Source organism: Pseudomonas spirodelae (genome assembly GCF_034653255.1).
GTDB lineage: Bacteria > Pseudomonadota > Gammaproteobacteria > Pseudomonadales > Pseudomonadaceae > Aquipseudomonas > Aquipseudomonas spirodelae.
The window spans coordinates 106511-127631 of the sequence record NZ_JAYEET010000039.1 but is presented as its reverse complement, the minus strand read 5'-3'; the positions used below and the strand labels follow the sequence as shown (position 1 = coordinate 127631).

General features: G+C 58.2%; 19 protein-coding genes. 2 read left to right on the top strand and 17 right to left on the bottom strand.

Going from position 1 to position 21121, the window contains the following annotated elements; genetic code table 11:
* Positions 1-8: 8 nt before the first annotated feature.
* From hldE to msbA, 4 genes are all read right to left on the bottom strand, one after another.
* Positions 9-1430: a bifunctional D-glycero-beta-D-manno-heptose-7-phosphate kinase/D-glycero-beta-D-manno-heptose 1-phosphate adenylyltransferase HldE gene (gene hldE / locus SOP97_RS12355; protein WP_274087198.1), complete on the bottom strand. Its 1422-nt coding sequence runs from the start codon at positions 1428-1430 to the stop codon at positions 9-11.
* A gap of 65 nt (positions 1431-1495) precedes the next feature.
* Complete coding sequence (locus tag SOP97_RS12350; protein ID WP_274087197.1) at positions 1496-2896, bottom strand: PIG-L deacetylase family protein; 1401 nt, start codon at positions 2894-2896, stop codon at positions 1496-1498.
* A gap of 2 nt (positions 2897-2898) precedes the next feature.
* On the bottom strand, positions 2899-3795 hold the full coding sequence (locus tag SOP97_RS12345) for a GNAT family N-acetyltransferase (RefSeq protein ID WP_274087196.1): 897 nt from the start codon (positions 3793-3795) through the stop codon (positions 2899-2901).
* Positions 3795-5615: a lipid A export permease/ATP-binding protein MsbA gene (gene msbA / locus SOP97_RS12340; protein WP_274087195.1), complete on the bottom strand. Its 1821-nt coding sequence runs from the start codon at positions 5613-5615 to the stop codon at positions 3795-3797. Before msbA ends, SOP97_RS12345 begins: the two co-directional genes overlap by 1 nt.
* Before the next feature lie 232 nt (positions 5616-5847).
* Here msbA and SOP97_RS12335 point away from each other — a divergent pair, with 232 nt between their 5' ends.
* A complete protein-coding gene (locus tag SOP97_RS12335) occupies positions 5848-7035 on the top strand; it encodes an O-antigen ligase family protein (protein WP_322949340.1) in 1188 nt (395 codons plus the stop codon).
* Complete coding sequence (locus SOP97_RS12330; protein ID WP_322949339.1) at positions 7035-7670, top strand: lipopolysaccharide kinase InaA family protein; 636 nt, start codon at positions 7035-7037, stop codon at positions 7668-7670. The genes SOP97_RS12335 and SOP97_RS12330 overlap by 1 nt, the downstream gene beginning before the upstream one ends.
* An 11-nt stretch (positions 7671-7681) precedes the next feature.
* Here the strand turns inward: SOP97_RS12330 and SOP97_RS12325 are convergent, their stop codons facing one another.
* Genes SOP97_RS12325 through waaC form a run of 13 tightly spaced genes read right to left on the bottom strand, consistent with a single transcriptional unit; the run spans position 7682 to position 21121 of the window.
* The gene (locus SOP97_RS12325; protein ID WP_322949448.1) at positions 7682-8320 is read right to left on the bottom strand and encodes a CatB-related O-acetyltransferase; all 639 of its coding nucleotides are present in this window, start codon (positions 8318-8320) and stop codon (positions 7682-7684) included.
* Positions 8321-8326: 6 nt separating this feature from the next.
* Positions 8327-9211: a glycosyltransferase gene (locus SOP97_RS12320; RefSeq protein ID WP_322949338.1), complete on the bottom strand. Its 885-nt coding sequence runs from the start codon at positions 9209-9211 to the stop codon at positions 8327-8329.
* A complete protein-coding gene (locus SOP97_RS12315) occupies positions 9208-10359 on the bottom strand; it encodes a glycosyltransferase (RefSeq protein ID WP_322949337.1) in 1152 nt (383 codons plus the stop codon). Before SOP97_RS12315 ends, SOP97_RS12320 begins: the two co-directional genes overlap by 4 nt.
* A complete protein-coding gene (locus SOP97_RS12310) occupies positions 10359-11240 on the bottom strand; it encodes a DUF6625 family protein (protein WP_322949336.1) in 882 nt (293 codons plus the stop codon). The genes SOP97_RS12315 and SOP97_RS12310 overlap by 1 nt, the downstream gene beginning before the upstream one ends.
* 31 nt (positions 11241-11271) lie before the next feature.
* Positions 11272-12285 carry a UDP-glucose 4-epimerase GalE gene (gene galE / locus SOP97_RS12305; protein ID WP_274087190.1) on the bottom strand — a complete coding sequence of 338 codons (1014 nt, stop codon included), beginning with the start codon at positions 12283-12285 and terminating at the stop codon, positions 11272-11274.
* Positions 12286-12339: 54 nt separating this feature from the next.
* Positions 12340-13491, bottom strand: a complete 1152-nt coding sequence (locus tag SOP97_RS12300) for a glycosyltransferase (RefSeq protein WP_274087189.1) — start codon at positions 13489-13491, stop codon at positions 12340-12342.
* Positions 13478-15232, bottom strand: coding sequence for a carbamoyltransferase family protein (locus SOP97_RS12295; protein WP_274087188.1), 1755 nt, complete (start codon positions 15230-15232; stop codon positions 13478-13480). Before SOP97_RS12295 ends, SOP97_RS12300 begins: the two co-directional genes overlap by 14 nt.
* A gap of 14 nt (positions 15233-15246) precedes the next feature.
* Positions 15247-16707: a lipopolysaccharide kinase InaA family protein gene (locus SOP97_RS12290; protein ID WP_322949335.1), complete on the bottom strand. Its 1461-nt coding sequence runs from the start codon at positions 16705-16707 to the stop codon at positions 15247-15249.
* On the bottom strand, positions 16707-17450 hold the full coding sequence (locus SOP97_RS12285) for a lipopolysaccharide kinase InaA family protein (RefSeq protein ID WP_322949334.1): 744 nt from the start codon (positions 17448-17450) through the stop codon (positions 16707-16709). The genes SOP97_RS12290 and SOP97_RS12285 overlap by 1 nt, the downstream gene beginning before the upstream one ends.
* Positions 17447-18181 carry a lipopolysaccharide kinase InaA family protein gene (locus SOP97_RS12280; RefSeq protein WP_322949333.1) on the bottom strand — a complete coding sequence of 245 codons (735 nt, stop codon included), beginning with the start codon at positions 18179-18181 and terminating at the stop codon, positions 17447-17449. Before SOP97_RS12280 ends, SOP97_RS12285 begins: the two co-directional genes overlap by 4 nt.
* Complete coding sequence (gene rfaP / locus SOP97_RS12275; RefSeq protein WP_274087184.1) at positions 18181-19002, bottom strand: lipopolysaccharide core heptose(I) kinase RfaP; 822 nt, start codon at positions 19000-19002, stop codon at positions 18181-18183. Before rfaP ends, SOP97_RS12280 begins: the two co-directional genes overlap by 1 nt.
* Positions 18999-20120, bottom strand: coding sequence for a glycosyltransferase family 4 protein (locus tag SOP97_RS12270; RefSeq protein WP_274087183.1), 1122 nt, complete (start codon positions 20118-20120; stop codon positions 18999-19001). The genes rfaP and SOP97_RS12270 overlap by 4 nt, the downstream gene beginning before the upstream one ends.
* The gene (waaC, locus tag SOP97_RS12265; RefSeq protein WP_274087182.1) at positions 20120-21121 is read right to left on the bottom strand and encodes a lipopolysaccharide heptosyltransferase I; all 1002 of its coding nucleotides are present in this window, start codon (positions 21119-21121) and stop codon (positions 20120-20122) included. Before waaC ends, SOP97_RS12270 begins: the two co-directional genes overlap by 1 nt.

Here is a 21121-nt window from a genome sequence, read left to right as displayed (position 1 = left end):
GCAGACGCTTACTTGCTGCGGATTTTTTCGACAATCGCGGTGGTCGAGCTGTTTTCCACCAGCCCCAGCACCCGCACTTCACCACCGTAGGCCGTGACAATGTCGGCGCCCACCACCTGTTCAATACCATAATCACCGCCCTTGACCAGCACATCTGGCTGGACCGCACGCAATAGGTTTTCCGGTGTGTCTTCGCTGAAGCTCACCACCCAATCAACGGCGCCAAGACCCGCCAAAACAGCCATGCGTCGGTCTACAGCATTAATCGGCCGACCTGGACCCTTTAAGCGGCTGACTGAAGCATCATCGTTAACCGCCAGCACCAGGCGATCACCTTGGGCGCGCGCTTGTTCCAGATAGGTCACATGGCCGGCATGCAGGATGTCAAAGCAGCCGTTGGTGAAGACGATCTTCTCGCCATGGGCGCGGGCGTCTTCAATGGCCAACAGCAATTGATCCAGGCTCAACACGCCGCGCTCGGAACCGGCCTCACGCTGAATCGCACGGCGCAGCTCCGGCGCACTAATCGCAGCAGTACCTAACTTGCCCACCACAATACCAGCGGCCAGGTTGGCCAACGCCACGGCATGCGGCAACTCCTCGCCGGCAGCCAGACTGGCGGCCAGGGTGGAAATCACCGTATCGCCGGCACCGGTGACATCGAAGACTTCCCGCGCACGCGCCGGCAGATGAAGGGCCGGATGCTGCGGGCGCAGCAGGGTCATACCATGCTCGCCACGGGTGACCAACAAAGCCCCCAAATCCAGCTCGGTCATCAATGCCGCGCCCTTGGCCACCAACTCGGCCTCATCATGACACTGGCCGACGATGGCCTCGAACTCGCTGAGGTTCGGGGTAATCAGGCTGGCGCCGCGATAGATGGAGAAGTCCTTACCTTTAGGGTCGGCCAGCACGGCAATGCCTTTGCTACGCGCCAGCTGCACCAAGGCCTGATGGTTCTGCAGCGCGCCCTTGCCATAATCGGAAAGGATCAACACCTTGATACCGTCCAGCTGTGCCTCGACGCTGGCGGCCAACGCGGCGCTGTCGGTGCGAAACGGCTCTTCGAAGTCCATGCGCAGCAACTGCTGATGACGGCTCATCACGCGCAGCTTGACGATGGTGGGCTGATCTTTGATGCACTGAAACAGGGTTTTCACACCGACCGCGTGCAAGCTGTTACTCAGGCTATCCGCGGCCTCATCCTTACCGGTCACACCGATCAAGACTGCCGGCGCACCCAGGGCCGCGATGTTCAACGCTACGTTGGCGGCACCACCTGGACGATCCTCAATCTGCTCAACCTTTACCACCGGCACTGGCGCTTCCGGCGAGATCCGTGAAGTGCCGCCATGCCAATAACGATCGAGCATGACATCGCCGACCACCAGAACGGCGGCCTGGTCGAAACGCGGCATGGACAATTTCATAAAAACTCCAGAAGCGGCTGATGCAAATCGCCGCAGATCATAACATTTGCAGGTCAAAACGCCGGCTAGCCGCCGAGCGTACGCACCCAAAATAATTCATGGCGGCGCACGGCCTTGCGGAAGAACTCATCGTCACCGGTTGCCGGCCAACGGCGCCCCACCAGTACACGTTGAATCAGCCGGCGGATACGCCGTTTGAGCGGTAATGCGCCTTGCAAGTCATGCTGCATGGCTAAGGCCATGGCCTTATCCAACTGCTGCGCAGCATTCAGAGCCGGGCTCCACAAACCATCTGCCGGCAGCGCTTCAATGGCCGGCGGCAAAGCAATGCCGAAGCCCGCCGGGCCCATGGGCCAGCGGTCGTTGTCATGCAAGTGGTTGGCGTACAGCAGTAGCGTTTTCGGCTTCCAGGCACTCAGTTCAATCGCCTCCAGCAGTGCCTGGGTGCTGGCCACATGGTCGCTGTGTGGGTCCAGCTGCGGATGCGGTGTGACCACCACCTCTGGCCGAAAGTGCTCAAAGCTCGCCGCTAAATCGGCCAATAGGTTGCGCCAGCTAGGCACGCCGTCTGCATCGCCGGGCAACTGGATAGCGTTGCCGGCACGCACGCTACGGATATCACTCTCGCCGGACTCACGCGAACCAACGCCCAGCTCAGGCTGCGCCTGCATGGCAGGTAATTGCAGGCAGTAATAACCCAGCTGTACACATTGGCTTTGCGGCACGCCGCCCCACAGCGGAACTGCCAGGCTATCCCAAGCACGCAAGCGCCCTTTGAGGCGGGCTGCACCGGCCTGATCAAGGCCCAGCGCTTCATAGGGCTTAGCCTCAATCTCGCCCTGGGTCAGGGTCACAATGCTGACATCCACGACCCGACTATAGAGCCCGAACGCCGCCAACTCCGCATCATCAGCATGCGGGGCTATGACCATCAGCCGTTGCGCGGCGTAATTCGGGTTGCTCAGGGCATACAGAGTGACCACTGGCTCAATACTGCAGAAGCGGCCTCGCACCTGCAGCTTGCCGCTGTTCAACAGCTCGTTTTGACCTGACAGGTTCAGGTAGCGGCGGCCATTCACACCGCGCTCAAAGTCCTGCCGATCCGCCCCCACCAGCACAAAAGGGTCCAGCCAGCGGCCCAGCCAGCTGGTCTTGAGCTGCACTTGGAGAATCAGGGTATCGGCCGCAACAATATCTGCATCCAACCGCAGGCAGCCTGCCTCGATGCGCCCTGCAAACGCGGGCACTCCGTCAGCAAAGTTGTAGCTGTAGTCATCACTCGGGGCATAAAACAGGTGATCAGCAAACCACGCCTCATGCGCCACCCAGCCCAGTAACAGGAGCAATGGCAACCACCACCAGGCGACTACAACGGCCATCACCAGCAGTACGACCAAAGCTAGCAGCAGGGCGATGCGCTTTTGCCGGCGATGCCGCTTGAGCAGGGTTTGCTTGCGTGCAGACATAATCAGACCTGATAGACCGGCACACGGTTGCACCAGCGATCTTTATATTCGCGATCAGCACGACCAAAGGAATAGCGCAACGGTTTACCCAGGGCTCGCGCTTCGGCCCAGGCCGTTTGGGTATTGATAAAACTGAGCACGCTGCCTGGGCTGAACTCGCGGTTTTGCGGGTCAACGCCGCCGTTGATGTACTCCAGGCTGACCCATTGCGGGGCCTCGACACGGTAGAGTATCTGGATAGCCACCGGCTGATCATTCAGGTAGATCAGCGAACCGGTCATAAACTCGCGCATCAGCCCGAACACCTCGGCGAGATGGGCCATGCCTGTCGCCTCAAAACCCCAGCGACGCTGAAAGAGATCGGCGTAAACCAGTGCCTGCTCGACGGCGGACAACTCCAGCATAGGCCGCACAAAGCCACCAGCCTCCTCCAGCAAACGCTGCTCGCGGCGCTGGTTGTAGCGGAATTTCTTGCTGTATTCCTCAGGCTCGCGAGCCAGCGCCAAACCTTCCGGCTGCTCACGAATGCCGAGCGCCTGCTCGGCATTCAAAGGCGACAGGTAGCGCACTTTATGACGCAGAGGTACGCGCACGTCACTGGCCAACGGCAGGATAATTTCAGCGTTACCCAAGTCAAACAGCCCGCGTTTACCGTGCTGCTTAAGTACATCCTTGGACAACGCCAGATGACGCCCCCAGACGGGCAAGGCCGCACGTATCTCGCCCTGCTCAAACCAGCCCAAATAGCTCACCGGCAAGCCGGCAAGGCCCGCCAGACGCTCAATGACCTGCGGATGGGTGGCCACACTGCCGCCAAAGCGCTGCCAGGCCTCGGCATAAGTGACGGCATCGATAGGCGTCCAGCCGCGCTCACGCCAGGCGCGTAAATGACTGAGCATCAGGCGTCGTGCTCCAACGACACAGCACCACCGCCCTCAACAAAATCTTTTTCATGCAGACGCGCGTAGTAACCGTTCTGCGCCAGCAACTCGGCATGCGTGCCACGCTCGACGATACGCCCCTGATCCATCACCAAAATCAGATCAGCCTTCTCGATAGTGGACAGCCGGTGGGCGATCACCAGAGTCGTACGACCCTTCATCACCTCATCCAGCGCGGCCTGGATATGTCGCTCCGACTCGGTGTCGAGAGCAGAAGTGGCCTCATCGAGAATCAATAGCGGCGCGTTTTTCAACAATGCCCGGGCAATTGCCAGACGCTGGCGCTGACCGCCCGACAACAGCACGCCGTTTTCACCGACGAGGGTGTCATAGCCTTGCGGCATCTTCTCAATAAACTCGGCGGCATAAGCGGCCTCTGCCGCCTTACGCACGTCTTCCAGCGGCGCACCCTGTAAATCGCCATAGGCGATGTTATTGGCCACCGTGTCGTTAAACAGGGTTACGTGTTGGGTAACCAAGGCGATATGACGACGCAGGTTTAACAACTTGTAGTCTTCAACATCCAGGCCATCGAGCAAAATCTGCCCTTGATCATGGTGATAAAAGCGCGGAATAAGGTTCGCCAGTGTCGACTTACCACTGCCCGAGCGCCCCACGAGAGCGACCATTTGCCCGGGCTCAGCGACAAAACTGATGTCATTCAGAACGGGCTTATCGCTGCCCTCATACTGAAAACTCAGGTTGCTCACCTCCAACCGCCCGTTTACCCGCTCACGCTCCTGAGTGCCGTGATCCACTTCGGGGGCTTCATCCAACTGCTCGAAAATACTCTCCGCGCCAGCCACGCCCTTTTGAATGGTTGAGCTCACCTCAGACAGCTGACGAATCGGTTTCGGCAGCAGGCCTGCCAGAGTGATGTAAGCAACCAGGTCGCCAGCACTGGCATCGCCGCGCATAAACAGCACCAGAAACATCAGCACTGCCATAGCGCTGTAAATCACCAACTGCAGCATCGGTGTATAAACCGCGGATGTCTTAGTCATGCGCAGCTGTTTTTCCGTATTACTGCTACTCGCACCGAGAAACCGCTGTTGCTCGTAGGCTTCACCGCCAAAACTGCGCACAACCCGATACCCTTGAATGGTTTCCGAGGCCACATGGGTGACATCCCCCATAGCCACTTGAATTTTCTTGCTTTGCTTGCGGAATTTTTTGCTCGCGCTACTTACCATGAGACCGATCACCGGCAGGATGGCGACCATTACCAAGGTCAACATCCAGTTCATCCACAGCAACGTGGCGAACAGGAAAACCACCGTCATGCCTTCGCGGATGACCACTTTGATCGCATCCGTAGCAGCCCCGGTGACCATGGTCACGTTAAAAGTAATCCGTGAAATCACATGCCCGGAATTGTGGCTATCAAAATAACGATTGGGCAGCGTTAGTAAATTATTGAACAGCGCCACACGTAGGTCATGCACCAGTCCCAGCGAGACCTTAGCTAGAAAGTAGTTTCCCAAGAAAGAGCCGACACCTTGCCAAAAGGCAATCAACACAATAAGCAGAGGCACAGCCTGCACCAATTGCAAATCCCTAAGGTAGGGCACGCTAGGGAACAGGCTCGCATCCGGATTGGAAAGGCCATCAACAAAGTATTTGAGGATGTAACCGAGCATCGGCTGAGTCGAGGCAAAGATCAAAAAGCCCACAATACTCAGCGCAAAAAAACCAAGGTAAGGACGGATATAAGTGAGCAAGCGCAGATAGATTTTCAGGCTCGATGAAGCGCCCTGACTTGCAGCTTTTCCACTCATAAACACGCCCATAATCGGTAAAAACGGGATATTAACATAGCCCGCCCAACCTGCGATTAGGCCCACTGGGAACCGTGTATGCGGTAAAAGCGCATAAGTGGCCTACTCGCCCAGCAAAGCAGTTATCGCCATGCTGTCAAAGACGGCTTGGAAGAAAGTCGAACCAGCCAAGAAAAGGCCTGACTTGATCCTGTAGAATCGCGACTCACTGCCGAACTGGACTTAAGCATAGATGCACACACAGATCGACTCACGGACACAGCAAGCACACGCCCTCATTTGCAATTGGTTACTGCCTGCAGGCTTTGTCGTTCTGCTCATCGGACTGGCCGCCCTGCCTGAGCGCAGCCTTTATCACAAGGCTTTCTACGCGCTTATAGCCGCGCCCACATTAATTGCCCTAGCATTGCGCCCCCGCATCTGCGTAGCGCTCTTGCGAGAGCCTGTGATCATCGCTTTATTAATGTTCTCGACCTGGGCCTTGATCAGCATTAGCTGGTCAGACACCGAGCGGTCCTTCGGCACGCTATTCAAGCGCCCGCTCTATATTTTTATGCTGTTTGCCGCCTGTGCGCTGATAGCGCTGCAAGCCCATACAAGACTCGCCCAAAGCACACTACTCGCGGCTGTATTGATGCTGCCGCTAACCGCCTACAGCCTGATGATATTCATGACCAACGCAACTCCGGGCGAACGGCTGATTGGCTTCGGCGCCCTAGACAACCCCCTGCTGAGTTCGCATGTGTTCGGCTTTTTTTGCGCGTTCTGGCTGGCACTAAGCATGACCCTAAGCCCTCGCCAAAGTTGGCTCGCACTAATTGCCGCAACCTTAATGGGAATGGCGCTGCTAGCCACAGGCTCACGCACGCCACTTGTGGCAACCGCACTGACCTGTGCCTGGTTGATAGTCGCGTGCTGGAGTAAACGCTCAGTTGGGCTGCTGCTCTTCGGCGCACTGGGGGCACTGGCTCTAATCGTGCTTTACCCCGAAGTTTTGTCTAGTCGTGGCCTGTCTTATCGGCCCGAACTGTGGGCCAAAACCCTCAGCATGGTTATTCAACAGCCTTGGCAGGGATTCGGCTTTGGTGCGCACCTGACGATATTTATCGCTGATCTCAAAATGAGCTTTAGTGAGCCCCACAACTTTGCACTGGGGGTACTGTATTACACCGGTATTATCGGCCTGGTCCTTTGGCTCGCTATGCACGGACTGGCCCTCTTCCAGTGCTGGAAGCACCGAAGCAACTACTTGTTCATCGTTTGTGGGGCGCTGCTGGTTTACGGCATAGGTGCCGGCCTAACGGAAGGGGGCGGCATCCTGTCAAGGCCCAAAGAACACTGGCTGGTAACCTGGATTCCCTTGGCACTGATTGCAGCTCTGACTATTCGCACTCGGCAAGCACAAGGAGCCCTGCGCTAATGCAAACGCTTTCCCAGCCTGAGCTGACTGCACTCTCAGCCAACGCAAGCGTGCTTGAAGTCGACGGCCTTGGGCCAAAAGTGCTGAAGTTAGCAGACGGTAGTTTTCTCAAACTGTTCCGTAAACGCTCTGTATTTTCCCGCGAAACCCTCAAGCCTTACGCCAAACGCTTTGCAGAGAACGCTGCTCGCCTACAAAAGCTGGGGTTTAGCAGCCCGAAAATCATCCAGGTGTATAGGTTGGTTGACCCAGTCAATAAAACTGCTGTGCATTACTGGCCGCTCCCCGGAGAAACCTTACGCCACATACTGAGCAACAGCTGTAGTGAGCGACGCCAGGAGCTTGTAGAGCTGTTTGGGGAGCTGCTTGCCAAACTGCATGGCAGCGGCGTCTACTTCCGCTCGGTGCACCTGGGCAACGTACTGGTACAACCTGACGGACAGCTGGGTTTGATTGACCTCGCCGACATGCGCATAAGCCACTTTGCACTGAGCCTGCATAAGCGTCAGCGCAACCTGAAGCACATGCGCCGCTATGTCGACGACCAGAAGTGGCTGTTCGAAGAACACCGTGACGCACTAAAAGCAGGCTATAGCCGCATCGCCAAGCAGCAGGCACTCAAGCTGTTTACGTAATCCGTAGAAACCTACAGCGCTTTAGCCTTCTGCGCCGAACGCTGCCGGGCATACTGTAGAAAGCTATCGAGCTGATCACTGCACAACAGTGGGCTGATGCTACGCACCTCCTGCTCTGGCCACTCCCACCAAGCAGCCTCAAGCAGTGCTGCGCAGAGCTCTGGGGCAAAACGCCAGCGAATATGCCGCGCTGGATTGCCAGCGACAATGGAGTAGGGCGCCACATCACGACTTACCACTGCGCCGGCAGCAACCACGGCACCATGCCCCACAGTAACCCCTGACAGAATCACGCTATTAGTGCACAGCCATACATCACTGCCGATCACCACATCACCCCGGCTCACGGCATAGCCTTGGATATGCTGAGCCTCTTCAATCATCGCGGGAAACGGATAGGTTGTAAGCCAATCACTGCGATGATGGCCGCCCAGAAAAATCTCCACATGCTCGGCAATAGAGGTGTAACTACCGATCTTTAGCGTGGCCCCTTCCTGCCAATCATGCACGATAGGTATGCCGTAAGTCCCCAGACCGACTTGGTAGTGCGGATAGCGCTGAAGAAACTTCGCAGGGCCACGCTGCAATTTAGGCAGCATCCGCAGTTGTTTTTTGGCCCGCTTGGCCAAAAACCGCGCCCACACCCCCATAACCAATCAGCCCTTCTCCAGGGGGGAGAAGTACAGGCGCATCAGGCCACGCCATGTTTTCTTCGACCACTTTTTAAACGGGATCTGCGCCAATAACTCGCGCGCCAACTGACGATCACGGTTGGAGCATTTAAGAAACATGGAGCTGAGAAAACGCGTACGGACGAACTCATACTGCGGATGATCGCTGTACAACGCATAAATGCGCAGGATGCTGCTGATCATAAAACGGTGGTTTTTGTACGAATTAGTAGCATGCTTACGGTAACGCGCCAACACTTCGCCCAGGCAGTCGATGTAGTAGCCGGCATGGGTGATTTTCAGCTCAATGGCCAGATCCTCCAGACGAATCTCAGGATCGAAGCCGCCTACTTTCTCCAATGCCTCCTTGCGGATCATCAAGGTTGTGGCGGGCGCATAAGGTTTACGCTCCATAAACACATCATCGAAGTCCATCCGCCGAAACGGCACATCGCGGCGCTGGCGAGACTCGGGAAATAGTGTGCCCTGAGAATCAATCAACTCGATATTGCCGGCGCAGATTCCCACTTCGGGCTTATCAGCCATATAAGCCACCTGTTTGGCCAGGCGCTCGGGGAGCATCACATCATCCGAGCCGAACGGCACAATCAACTCACCTTTGGCGCGAGCGATTGCTGAGTTCAACGTGCGGGTTAACCCTTGGTTCTGCTGCACCTGAAAATCGAAGCCATACTCGGCCTGCAAGCGCCGGATACGCTCAACGCTGTCATCGGTAGAACCATCATCCACTACCAAAAGTTCGACATGCGGATAGGTTTGCCCCAGCACACTGAGAATGCACTCTTCGATATAGGGCGCGTGGTTGTAGGAGGCAATAATGACACTGACAAGCTGGGAACTCTGACTCATTGGGAGGCACTCGCCTGACTCAGCGACTCGTCAATGAGCTGCCGATACTGCTGACGGAAGGTTTCGATATCGTGATTGGCACACAAATAGGCATAGGCCTGCTCACCCTTGGCCTGCAACTGCTCATCACTCAACTGTAAATAGCTGTTGAGCGCCTGACTCAGAGCGTCGACGTCAGCCGGCGGCACAGCGATACCACCCGCCCCCTCGATCAGCGGCAGCATCGCCGGCACATTCGAGGCAATCACCGGCAAATGCCCGCTCATGCCTTCCAGCAACGCCAAGCCCAGGCCTTCAGCCAGCGACGGCATGGTCCAGATATCAAAAGCACGGACATACTGCAGCGCATTTTCACGAAAACCGAGCAGATGAACCCGCCCACCGAGACCAAGCCGCTCAACCTCAGCCAGCAGCCGCGACTCTTCGCGCCCCTTACCGATAATGGCTAATTGTGCCTGCGGGTAAATATCTTTGAGTTTGGCAAACGCTTGGAGCAGGTAGGTATGTCCTTTAACCGGCACCAGACGCCCAAGTGCGCCCACCAAGCGCGCATTGGGGTCAAGCCCCAACAGGCGGCGAGCGTCTTCGCGCGAATGCTGCAAAGCGGCGGCCTGCTCAATATCAATGGCGTTAGTGATGGCCACCGTATTGTGCTCGGTAAAGCCGCACGCACAGTCCAGCAAGTATTGCTTAACCGCCGGCGACACACCCACGAAACGCCAGGCCGTATCGATCAGGCGCCTGGCTTGTCGGCGCCGGTAAAAACGGTCGTACTCACCAAACCCGTGAGAGATGCCGATACACAGTGGAATCTTTAACCAACGGTTGAGCTGCAGCATCATATTGACTGGCTTAAAGCGGTTACAGATCACCACATCGAACTGCTCGGCGCGACAAAACTGATAGAGCTGCCACATGGCCCGCAACCGCAGTCCTTTGAGCTGCTTATCGGCGAACTCAAAATACACTGAGCGCGCGGCTCGACTAACGGGCTCGCCCGGCTGCGGCTTACCACGCAAGAATGCCGCGACCACTTCATAGCGCTCACCCGGCAAGGCTTTCACGATCTGCTCGGCCAAATCGGCGAAGTCATGCGCCTTAACGTTGTAGTCCGGCTGTAGCTGTAAAACCTTGATACGCCTAGGCATTATTGTTCACGCTCGAAGCCCTGCGGGCTGATTGACCAAGACGGGCTCAGAGCAAAACTAGTCGATGCTTGCAATTGCTCCGGCGGCAACTGATCCCAGCCGTGGCGCTTCCACACGATAAAGTGGAAATAAGGAAATTCGCGCGAACCATCCTGATCGTTGGTCAATTTTCCCTTATTCCAATACCACTTTTGCGGAAAGTTACGACTACCGTCATGCCAATCGATACGCGCATAAGGGGTGCTGTAGGCCTCAACAAACTCACTGCGCCGATACCAGGGGTTGAACAACGTCCCGAGTATTTTCTGCAAAAAATCTGGCAGATTCTTGTTACGCAAGAATAGTCGGGTAAAGGCGCCCTCATCTAAAGCCTGATGCTGCGGGTCACAGAACCGCTGCCTCCAGCTCGGCATGCGCTTGAACGCATCACGCATACGCGGGGTATTCCGGATCAGACACAAATGCCCCGATACACGCCGCGCGTGGGTTGAACAAAGATCATGCGACTGCAAGCGCTCAGCGGTGAAATAGGCACGCAAGTCACCATAAACCAAATCAATATCGCCAAAGCCCCAAAAGTCGTAGCCCTGTAGATCCGCTTCATGAATCAAACCAAATGCCGGGCGGATATCGCAGAGCTTATAAGCCTGTGTGGGACGAAAATCGATATCAAGCCGACTTGACACATGCTGGCAGTAGTCCGCGAAACTCATCGAGACCACACGGACATTCTCCGGACAGTTATCCAGCGGCGCACAGTCGCTATAAAACAACCATTCGACACTCGGGTTAAGCCGACAGCTCTGCAGAAAGAACGGCATCCAAAACGGCCATTTACCAAAATAGGGCATCACGAGACAGATGCTTGGTGACGTACTCATACAGTTCCTTCGCAACAAGTCCAAATAACCATCATCGATAACCTTGCGGATTCTTACTTTGCCAGCGCCAGGTATCGGCCATCATGCTGGCCAAACTACGCTCAGCTTTCCATCCCAGCTCACGCTCAGCCTTACTCGGCTCGGCCCAATTGGCAGCGATATCGCCAGGACGACGCGGCCCGATGATGTAATGCACTGAACGCCCACATGCCTGCTCAAAAGCACTAATCACCTGCAGCACTGAATAACCTTTACCGGCACCTAGGTTCCACACCGAACAGCCCTTGTGGCGGCTAATAAACTGCAATGACCGCACGTGCCCCTGTGCCAGATCAACTACGTGGATATAGTCGCGGATACAGGTTCCGTCCGGGGTGGGGTAGTCATTGCCATGCACTTGCAAGCAATCCAGCTTTCCGACAGCCACCTGGCTCAGATAAGGCAGTAGGTTATTCGGAACACCCAAAGGGTCTTCGCCGATCAAACCACTTGGATGCGCCCCAACCGGATTGAAGTAACGCAAGATAGCAATCGACCAACGCGTATCGGCACGCTGCACATCATGCAGCAGATGCTCCACCATCAGCTTGCTACGCCCATAAGGACTGGTTGGCTCTGCTACAGGACAGCTCTCATCTACTGGCACCTGAGCCGGATCGCCATAAACAGTTGCCGATGAGCTGAACACCAGCTGAAATACCCCCGCATCAGCCATTGCTTGGCACAAGTTAAGGGTGCCAGCCACATTGCAAGCGTAATAGTCCAGCGGCTGCCGCACACTTTCACCGACAGCCTTAAGCCCGGCAAAGTGCACCACGGCATCCACTTGCTGCTGAGCGAAGAGCCGATCAAGCAATGCTCTATCACGAATATCGCCCTGAACAAACTGTAGTGACCGCCCGGCTATTGCCTGAATACGCCGCAGGGCCTCCAACGAGCCATTGCACAGATTATCCAACACCACCACATCGTGACCGGCTTGCAACAACTCCAGTACGGTATGTGAGCCGATATAACCAGCCCCGCCTGTTACCAGTAATCTCATCGCACGCTCACTCGTCATCACGCACTGGCCCCCAAGGACAGAGGCATATCACGCTCAAAACGGCTCACCCATCTGGAAAGGTCGCATGGCAGCCAGCCCCCAGAAAACCTCACTCACAGCACGGTCAGAAAACCGCTCCTGCAAGCGCGCGAACATAAGCGACTCGGTGCGCTCTCGCTGGGTCGCGGATATAACCGAGAATTGCTCCAGCATGGCCGCCAACGCAGCGGCATCAGCGAACCCAAACAACCCGCCGGCATCCCCCACCACTTCAGGCCCACCACCGCAATCACTGGCGATAACAGGTACACCGGCAGCCATAGCTTCCAACAACACCATGCCGAAAGGCTCGTGATCCGAGGATAAAGCAAAGAGGTCAAACGCCTTGAAGTAACGCCGGCCATTCGCCACCTGCCCGACAAAACGCACGGCATCACTCACACCCAACTCCACAGCCAGGGTCTTGAGCTGCGTTTCCAGTCGACCACTGCCCATGATCACCAATAGACTGCCCTTGGGCAGTTGTGGCAATGCTTGGGCAAATCCACGGATCAACGTAGCCTGATCCTTATCTGGATGCAGACGCCCGACATTGCCGACAACCCAAGCATCCTGAGGCAAGCCGAGGTGCTCGCGGGCGTCGTGACGGGAGACCTGAGCAGCCTGTACGGCGGCAATGTCGATACGGTTGTACAGGGTCTGGATACGCTCAGCCGGCCAGCTCGGTAAGCAGGCACGCATGTCATCACGCACCGCATCGGATACACCAAGCAACGCCAAGCGCTTCTTGAAGGCATTAGCGAACAGCCGACGTGATAAGCGCTGATAATCGCCAAACGCATGGTGTACGCCGATCACCGGCAAATCGCTACCCAGCAAGGCGATATAAATCGGCTTGAAGCGATGAGCGATACACAGCTTGAATTCGTGCGCAGCGACGATGCGCTTGAGATCACGAATCGCCTTGAGCTTGAGGCCGCGCACTTCGCGACTGGAGTAGTCGAGGAAAATCACCTCGTCAGAAGCCGAGCCCTGCTCGACCTCTGCACTTGGTTTGCCGGTCAGGTAAACCGTACAAACCTTATAACGGGTGCCGATAAACAACGCGGCGTACTGCCGCGCACAGTCGAGGAAGGGACCGTCGTAGCCGTGGCAGAACTGCAACACCCACGGCTGCCCGGTCACTGCGTCCTCAGACGTTGTCATACCAATCCTTGCCATCCTTGACCACCAGAATATCTTCCATGATCAGGTACTGCAGGTCGGAGCCGTAGAACATGTTCAGCGCGTCGGTTGGCGAGCAGATCATCGGCTCACCGCGGCGATTGAGCGAGGTGTTCAGCGACACGCCGTTGCCGGTAAGTTTTTCCAGTTCGAGCATCATGTCGTAGTAGCGCGGGTTGTATTCGCGCTTGAGCACCTGGGCACGCGAGGTGCCGTCTTCGTGGACCACTTCGCCGACGCGGGTCTTCCACTCGTCGTTGACTTCGAAGGTGAAGGTCATGAACGGGCTCGGGTGGTCGACCTTGAGCATCTGCGGGCCGACGGTGTCGAGCATCGACGGGCAGAACGGCCTCCAGCGCTCGCGGAACTTGATCTGTTCGTTGATGCGATCAGCCACGCCCGGCACGCTCGGGCAACCGATGATCGAACGACCGCCGAGGGCCCGTGGACCGAACTCCATGCGGCCCTGGAACCAGGCCACCGGGTTAGCGTCGACCATGATCTTGGCGATGCGCTGCGGCATGTTGTCGATGCGTTTGAACACCGGCTTGCTCGGGTGACGAGCACAGGCGGCGATCACGTCTTCGTTGGAGTAGGACGGGCCGAGATAGACATGCTCCATCTTCTCCACCGGCACGCCGCGCTGGTGCGAGATGTAGGCGGCAGCACCCACTGCAGTACCGGCGTCGCCGGACGCCGGCTGCACGAACAGCTCCTTCACGTCATCGCGGGCAATGATTTTCTGGTTGAGCTTAACGTTCAGCGCACAGCCACCGGCGAAAGCGATCTTGCCGGTTTCGCGGATGATGTCGCCGAGATAGTGCTCCATCATTTGCAGCGCCAGCTTCTCGAACAATGCCTGCATGCTGGCGGCGTAATGGATGTAGGGGTCGTCGGCGATGTCGCCTTCGCGCTTAGGCCCCAGCCACTCGATCAGCTTCTTGGAGAAATAGAAGCCTTTGCCGTTTTCTTTATAACGGCGCAGGCCGATGACGTTGGCGTACTCGGTGTTGATCACCAACTCGCCGTTTTCGAACTTGGCCAAGCGTGAGAAGTCGTACTTGCTGGCATCGCCGTAGGGGGCCATGCCCATCACTTTGAACTCGCCGTCGAGCATTTCAAAGCCAAGGAACTCAGTAATCGCGCCATATAGGCCGCCCAACGAATCCGGATCGAAGAATTCTTTGATCTTGTGAATCTTGCCGTTCTCGCCGTAGCCAAAGAAGGTGGTGGCGTACTCACCCTTACCGTCTATGCCAAGAATCGCGGTCTTCTCGGTAAAACCCGAGCAGTGGTAGGCACTGGCGGCATGGGCCAGGTGGTGCTCGACCGGCTCGATCTTGATTTTCTTCAGGTCAAAGCCGAGCTGCTGCAGGCACCACTGAATGTGCTTGTAGTAGCGCTTGTAGCGGCGGTTGCCCATCAGGATCGCATCAAGCGCGCGGTCCGGTGCATACCAGTAGCGCTTGGCATACTGCCAGCGAGCCTTCTCGAAGATGCTGATCGGGGCAAACGGAATCGCCACCACATCAACATCAGACGGCTTGATCCCAGCCTGCTCCAGGCAGAACTTGGCCGATTCATAGGGCATGCGGTTCTTCGCGTGCTTGTCGCGCACGAAGCGCTCTTCTTCGACGGCGGCGATCAGCTTGCCGTCGATATACAGGGCGGCGGAAGGGTCATGGCTGAGGGCGCCGGACAGGCCGAGAATGGTCAGTGCCACTGGTTTTGCCTCTTTTAGTCTGCTGAGCCGACGCCGGGCGTCAGCGGTATACGTTGGTTGAGCAACTGGTGCAGCGCCGAGTCGGCAGGCCAGTTGCGCAGAAAACGAGCACGGTCGCGGGCATAAGCCCTGGCGAAACGGCGTGCACTGCGGTGCTGCTGCATGGCGTCGAGGTCGATCAGCGACCAACGAGCCAAGTCTTCATCCCAAAACAGATTGTGCCCTTTGAAATCACCGTGACTGATGCGCTCGCGCAGCAAGGCGGCGAACAAACGATCCAGCGCCAACAGCTCAGTTTCCGGGGGCGATCTGTCGAGGTAGTTGTCAAAGCGCGCGATTATATCCTGCCCGCCGCAGTATTCGGTAATCAGGTAGGCGCGCCCGCGCAACCAGCACCAGCGCCGTTCCACGACGGCCAGTGGCCGCGGAGTTGCAATGCCCAACAAGTGCAGGCGGTTACCCTCGACCCAGCTGTGCCAGGCGCGACTCGGTCGCCAGAAACGTTTGAGCCAATGGCCGACGCTCTTCACGTTGTAGCGTTTGACCACCAAGGGCCGCCCATTCAGCTCGACCCGCGCCACAGTCGCGGCGCCGCCAGTCTTGTAGATATGGCCTTGTTCGGTGAGCGCGTCCAGATTCGCCAGCAACGGCTGCACGTCGGCCTCATCGTCACGGCGCACCACGCGCAGGCCAAAGGCGCCCACTTTAGCGGCGAATAAGCTGCAATCTCGAGCGACTTTGCGCAGGTAATCGCGTACACGCCATTGACGAACCTTCTCCACCTCTTTCAACAGCGCCTCCAGCGGCAAGGCATGCTCGCCGTTAGCCAGCAGGTAATGCACCAGCAACTCTTCGATAAAGGGCGTCAGCTCGGCGGGCAGCTGGGCGAAGAATACGCCGAGGTTTTCCAGCACCTTGCTGCGTGACAACGGCTGCCCGGCCACCTCAACCTGCACACCGCCGCCATCGATAACGAACAAGTGGCCGTCGTGCCGCAATAGATTGTCCAGGTGCAGGTCAGCTTGCCAGAGCCCCTTGGCGTGCATATGCGCAATACACCCCAAGGCTTCAGCCAATACAGCCTGCTGATCGCTACTGAGCAACGCCTGGTTTTCCACCGCGCGCCAGGCATCCCACAAGCTCTCGGCCCCGTTCAAATACTCAAACAACAGCCAGCCGCCCTCGCCTTCGCGCAAGCCATCGGCCAGTAACGGAGGTGTAGGCAACCCCTGCTCAGCCAGCAGGCGCGCGCCATCACGCTCACGCTGAAAATGCCGCGCAGCCTTGTCGCCAACCAACAATTTGGCCAGCACCGGGCGACCGCGCCACTCGGCCAGACCCACATAGCGCTGCCCAGGCAGGACACGCAGCAGCCGCTGTAGAGTCAACGCTGCCGAGCCCGCCGCATCGGCCAGCTGCAGAGTCAGCGGCAGAGACGGCGAACGCCCAGCCTGGCTGAGACTCGTGAAACTCATCAACGCGCCTCCTTATTACGCCGACGAGCCCCAAGCTGCGCGCTCCAGGCGTCGAGATCAACACGTTCATCTAGATAAGCTGCCAACAGCACGGCCACCTCTGCGTCATTCCAGACACTGGCGCGGCGCAGCAGGGGCTCCAGATCCTTAACCCGATCACGCCGCCCGAACAGCAGCGGCCGGGTCTTTTCCAGATCGATGAGCTGCGCATCGAAGCCAGCCGCCGTTTCGCGCAGAAAAATATGCTTGGGGTAAAAGCAGCCATGCATTTGCCCAGCGCCGTGCAGCTGCCGAGCCAGCGTGCCGCACGCCTGCAAAATAGCGCGTCGCTGCGATTCGCTGTGCGCGCGCCACTCCGCCAACAAGCTATCCAGGTCGCTCCAGCCATCCAACGCGCGCGTCAGCAAGATTGCCCGTTGCTCGCCCGCGACTCGCCGCTGGGCAAAAAACGCCGCCTGCAACGCCGGGATAGCCAGGCGCTGATAGCGCTGAATATTGCGAAACTCACGGGCAAAGGTCGGCTCGCCGAACGGATGCAGCACACTGCGGGTCAGGTGATTGCTCTGCCGCTTGAGGTAGAAGGCCGTCTCACCGAGGTCCAGGCGATAGACACTGCTCCAGCCACCGCGCTCGGTATTGGGCTCGTCGACCGCTTCAAGCTTTAACGCCCAAAGCGCATCAAAACTAGCCAGGCCGTGCTGCTCAAGCAGGGCGCGATTCTGTGCCGCAATAAAATCCGTCATTCACGCCCCTCAAAGAAACCCACAACCCGACGTACGCGGCGTTTATCGGCAGCGCCCAAACGACTGCGACCTCGATATTGCAGATAAAAACGTAGGCGCTGAGTACGTGACAATTTGTACTTGGCCACCTTATCCAGGCAGGCCAGGTCCTTGATGATGCGATAGCGTAATAGCGGCCCCCACCAGAATGTACCCGTGGGGCAATCGATCAAAAATAACTCCGCCCGATCATTAACCAGTAAGTTGCGCCATTTGAGATCGTTATGGGTGAAGTGATGCTCATGCAAGGTCCGCGTGGCGCGGGCCAGTTGAAGGCTGACGGTATTAACCCAATGGCGATCCTGCAGGCGTGGATCGTCGTTATTGGCAAGCAAGCTCAGGTCTTCGGTATTGCTGATCTCGCGGGTAATCAACGCCCCCCGGACAAAACGTCCGAACTGACGCTCTAGCCCGAACGCGACAATCGGCGCCGTAGCCACGCCCCACTTGGCGAAGTATTTCAGGTTCTGCCATTCCGCCTTGACCCGTGGCCGCCCGATGTAGCGGCGCAGGCCCTTGCCGCCGCCCCAGTAGCGCTTGACGTAATAGCGCACGCCCGCGCGCTCGATGCGGATGACCTCGGACAACGGGTCTTTGGTCAGCCGCTCCCCCTGCAGAGCGAACACCGCCTGAAGGCTGCCAAAATCCTCTGCTAACTCCTGATACTGGGCATCCAGCGTCCACCCAGCCATCAGAGCGCATCCCCGTAACGCTGCTTGCGCGCATACAGCGCGTCCGCCTTACGCTCCAGCCACACCAGTAGCGGGCGTTCGGCGCTGAGTGTTTGGCGCAGCGGCTGCTGCCCGTTTAGCACCGCAAAGTAGCGGCGCAAAAAGCGCAGCTTGTCGCGCCGGGTCAGGCCGATATCCAGCACGGAGAAATACAGCGCGGCCAGGTCTTTGTTGCGCCAGCGCATGGGCAACTGGCTGCGAACCTGAGCGCGATGCAGATCGATCACCGACAGGCGGAAATCATCCGCCGTGACCGGCTTATCGGTATGCAGCAGGAAGTGGCAGATATAACAGTCGCGATGATTGACCCCGGCACGGTGCATGCTGCCAACCATGCTCGCCACTTCATTGATCAACGCCCACTTGAGCCGTGGCTCGGGCGGTTGTTGCGCCCAGTTCAGGCTGAGCTGCTCAAGGTCGGTAGTCGGCGCCAACTCTTCGGTGACGATAAACGAATGCTGCGCCGCCGGATTACGGCCGCGCTCGCCATAGGCCACAGCGGTCATGGTGGCTACGCCGACTTCAGTCAGGCGCTGGATGGCCTCCCACTCCTGGCGCGCACCGAGTACCGGCAGCTTGGCAGTGAGCAGGTTCTTGATGATCTCGCCCCAGCCAATGCCACGGTGGATCTTCACAAAGTAGCCACGCCCAGCCACTTCGGTACGCAGCGTGCGACGCCCTTCCAACTCGCGGTACACCTGACCTTGCAGGGCCTCAACGGCAGCGAAGGCATCGCGACCGGCCCACAGGCTTTTAAAGGGTTCAGCCAAGTGCAACTTCATGGACGCGCCGCCAGGATGATGTCGGCCGCATGTTGCGGCATGGAATACAGGTCCGCGTGGTCGGCGTAAGCCAGACCATTGCGCGACCAGAGGGCACGACGCGAGTCGTCGGCCAGCATGTCGGCGAGCAGCTGATTAAGCCGCGCCTGCTCAAACGGCCCGCTCAACACTCGCCCAGCATCCGCCTCGGCAATGTAATGGGCATAGCCGCAAACGTCGGTGACCAGCACGGGCAAGCCGGAGACCAAGGCCTCCAGCAGCACGGTGCCGGTGTTCTCGTTGTACGCCGGGTGAATCAGCAGATCGGCGCCGAGCAGAAAGCGCGGGATATCGCTACGCCCCTTGAGGATTTGCACCTGATCGGACACCCCCAGCGCCTTGGCCTGCAACTGGAAGGCGCGCGGATCGTCCTGACCGATGGCAATCAACCGGGTGCGTTTTTTCAGCTCACGCGGCAAGGCAGCCAGCGCTTTGAGGCTGCGATCCAGCCCTTTGGTCTTGAAGCCGGAGCCGATCTGCACCAGCAGCAGGTCGTCATCCGCCAGGTTGAATTCGGCGCGGAACGCAGCACGAATCTCGGCAGCATTGGCCGGCGCACGGCGGTCTTGGGCAATACCTGGCGGCAGCAGGTGAAAGCGCTGCAGCGGGGTGTGGTAATGCTTGATAAACAGCGGCTGCTGCACTTCCGAGATCATCAGAATCTCGGTCTTCGACTCGGGAGCAAACACTGCCCGCTCGTAATCGGCGAAGTGTTTGTAGCGGCCCCACAACTTGTAAAGCGGGTTGCGCAGGGTCTGCGCCTTGTCTTCATAACAGCCATCGGCGGCGTAATAGACATCCAGGCCGGGCATTTTGTTGAAGCCGATCACCCGATCTACCGGGCGCTTAGCCAGGTCGGCCTCAACCCACGCGGTGAGCTTTTCATTACGTTTGTGGTTGAACAGCGCCTTGACCGGCACCACGACCACCTCGAAACCCGCAGGGACCTCACCTTCCCAGATTGGCGTGTAGACGCGGATCGCATGGCCGCGCGCCTGGCACTCCAGGGCAATGCGCATAAAGTCGCGCTGCAAGCCGCCGAACGGAAAGTACTTGTAAAGGATAAATGCGAGCTGCATCAGACAACGCCCTCGGCCAGCAACAGGTCCTGTAAATGCGTAGCAACACGCTCAGCATCCAGGCCCTCGAAACAGGGTTTATGTCGATCGCCCGAACCGGCGTTCGGCCCCGTGGCGCACAGGTGCACCTGGCCACGGCCATAGGCCCCTACTCGCCCGGGCAGTGTTGGGCCGTATAGAGAAATACTTGGCACATCCAGCGCCGCGGCCAAGTGGCCCAGACCGGTGTCCACCGCCACACAGGCACTGGCGCCGGCAATCACCTTGGCCACACCTGCCAGGTTAAGTTTGGGCAGTACTGCAGCGCTTTCAATACCGGCAGCAATTCGCTCGGCGCGGGCTTTCTCGCTGGAGTTACCCCAAGGCAGACGGATAGCCCACCCCTGGGCACTCATCTGCTCAGCCAGCTGGCGCCAGTCAGCTTCCGGCCAGTGTTTGCTTGGCCAGGTGGTGCCGTGCAGAAACAGCAAGTAAGGCTGCGGCGCTGCATCGGCTAGCAGCGCGCGGTTGAGGCCGTAGTCGCCGATATCTGCAGGCAGCGCATAGCCCAACGCCTGGGCAAACAGCTGACGGGTACGCTCAAGCGCATGCTGCTCACGCGGTACGGCATAGCGGCGATCATAGAAGCGGCTGGCCAGCGGCTCGCGCGCGGAGTCGCGGTCTAAGCCAGCCACCGGCGCGTTGACGTAGCGGGTCAGCCAGGCACTCTTCAGCAGGCCCTGGGCGTCAATCACCAGGTCGTACCGAGTTTCCCCGAGGCGCTGCTTAAAACGCTGCCACTCACCATTCCTGAGCGTCTGCCAGAGGTGCTTGCGCCAGCGGCGAATCGCCACCGGAATCACCTGCGCGACGGCCGGATGCCAAGCGGGGATTTCGGCAAAGCCTTCTTCCACCACCCAGTCGAACTGAATACCGGGAATCGCCCGCGCGGCATCGGTGAGCGCCGGCAGGGTGTGTACCACATCGCCCAGCGAGGAGGTTTTGATCAACAGTACCCGCAA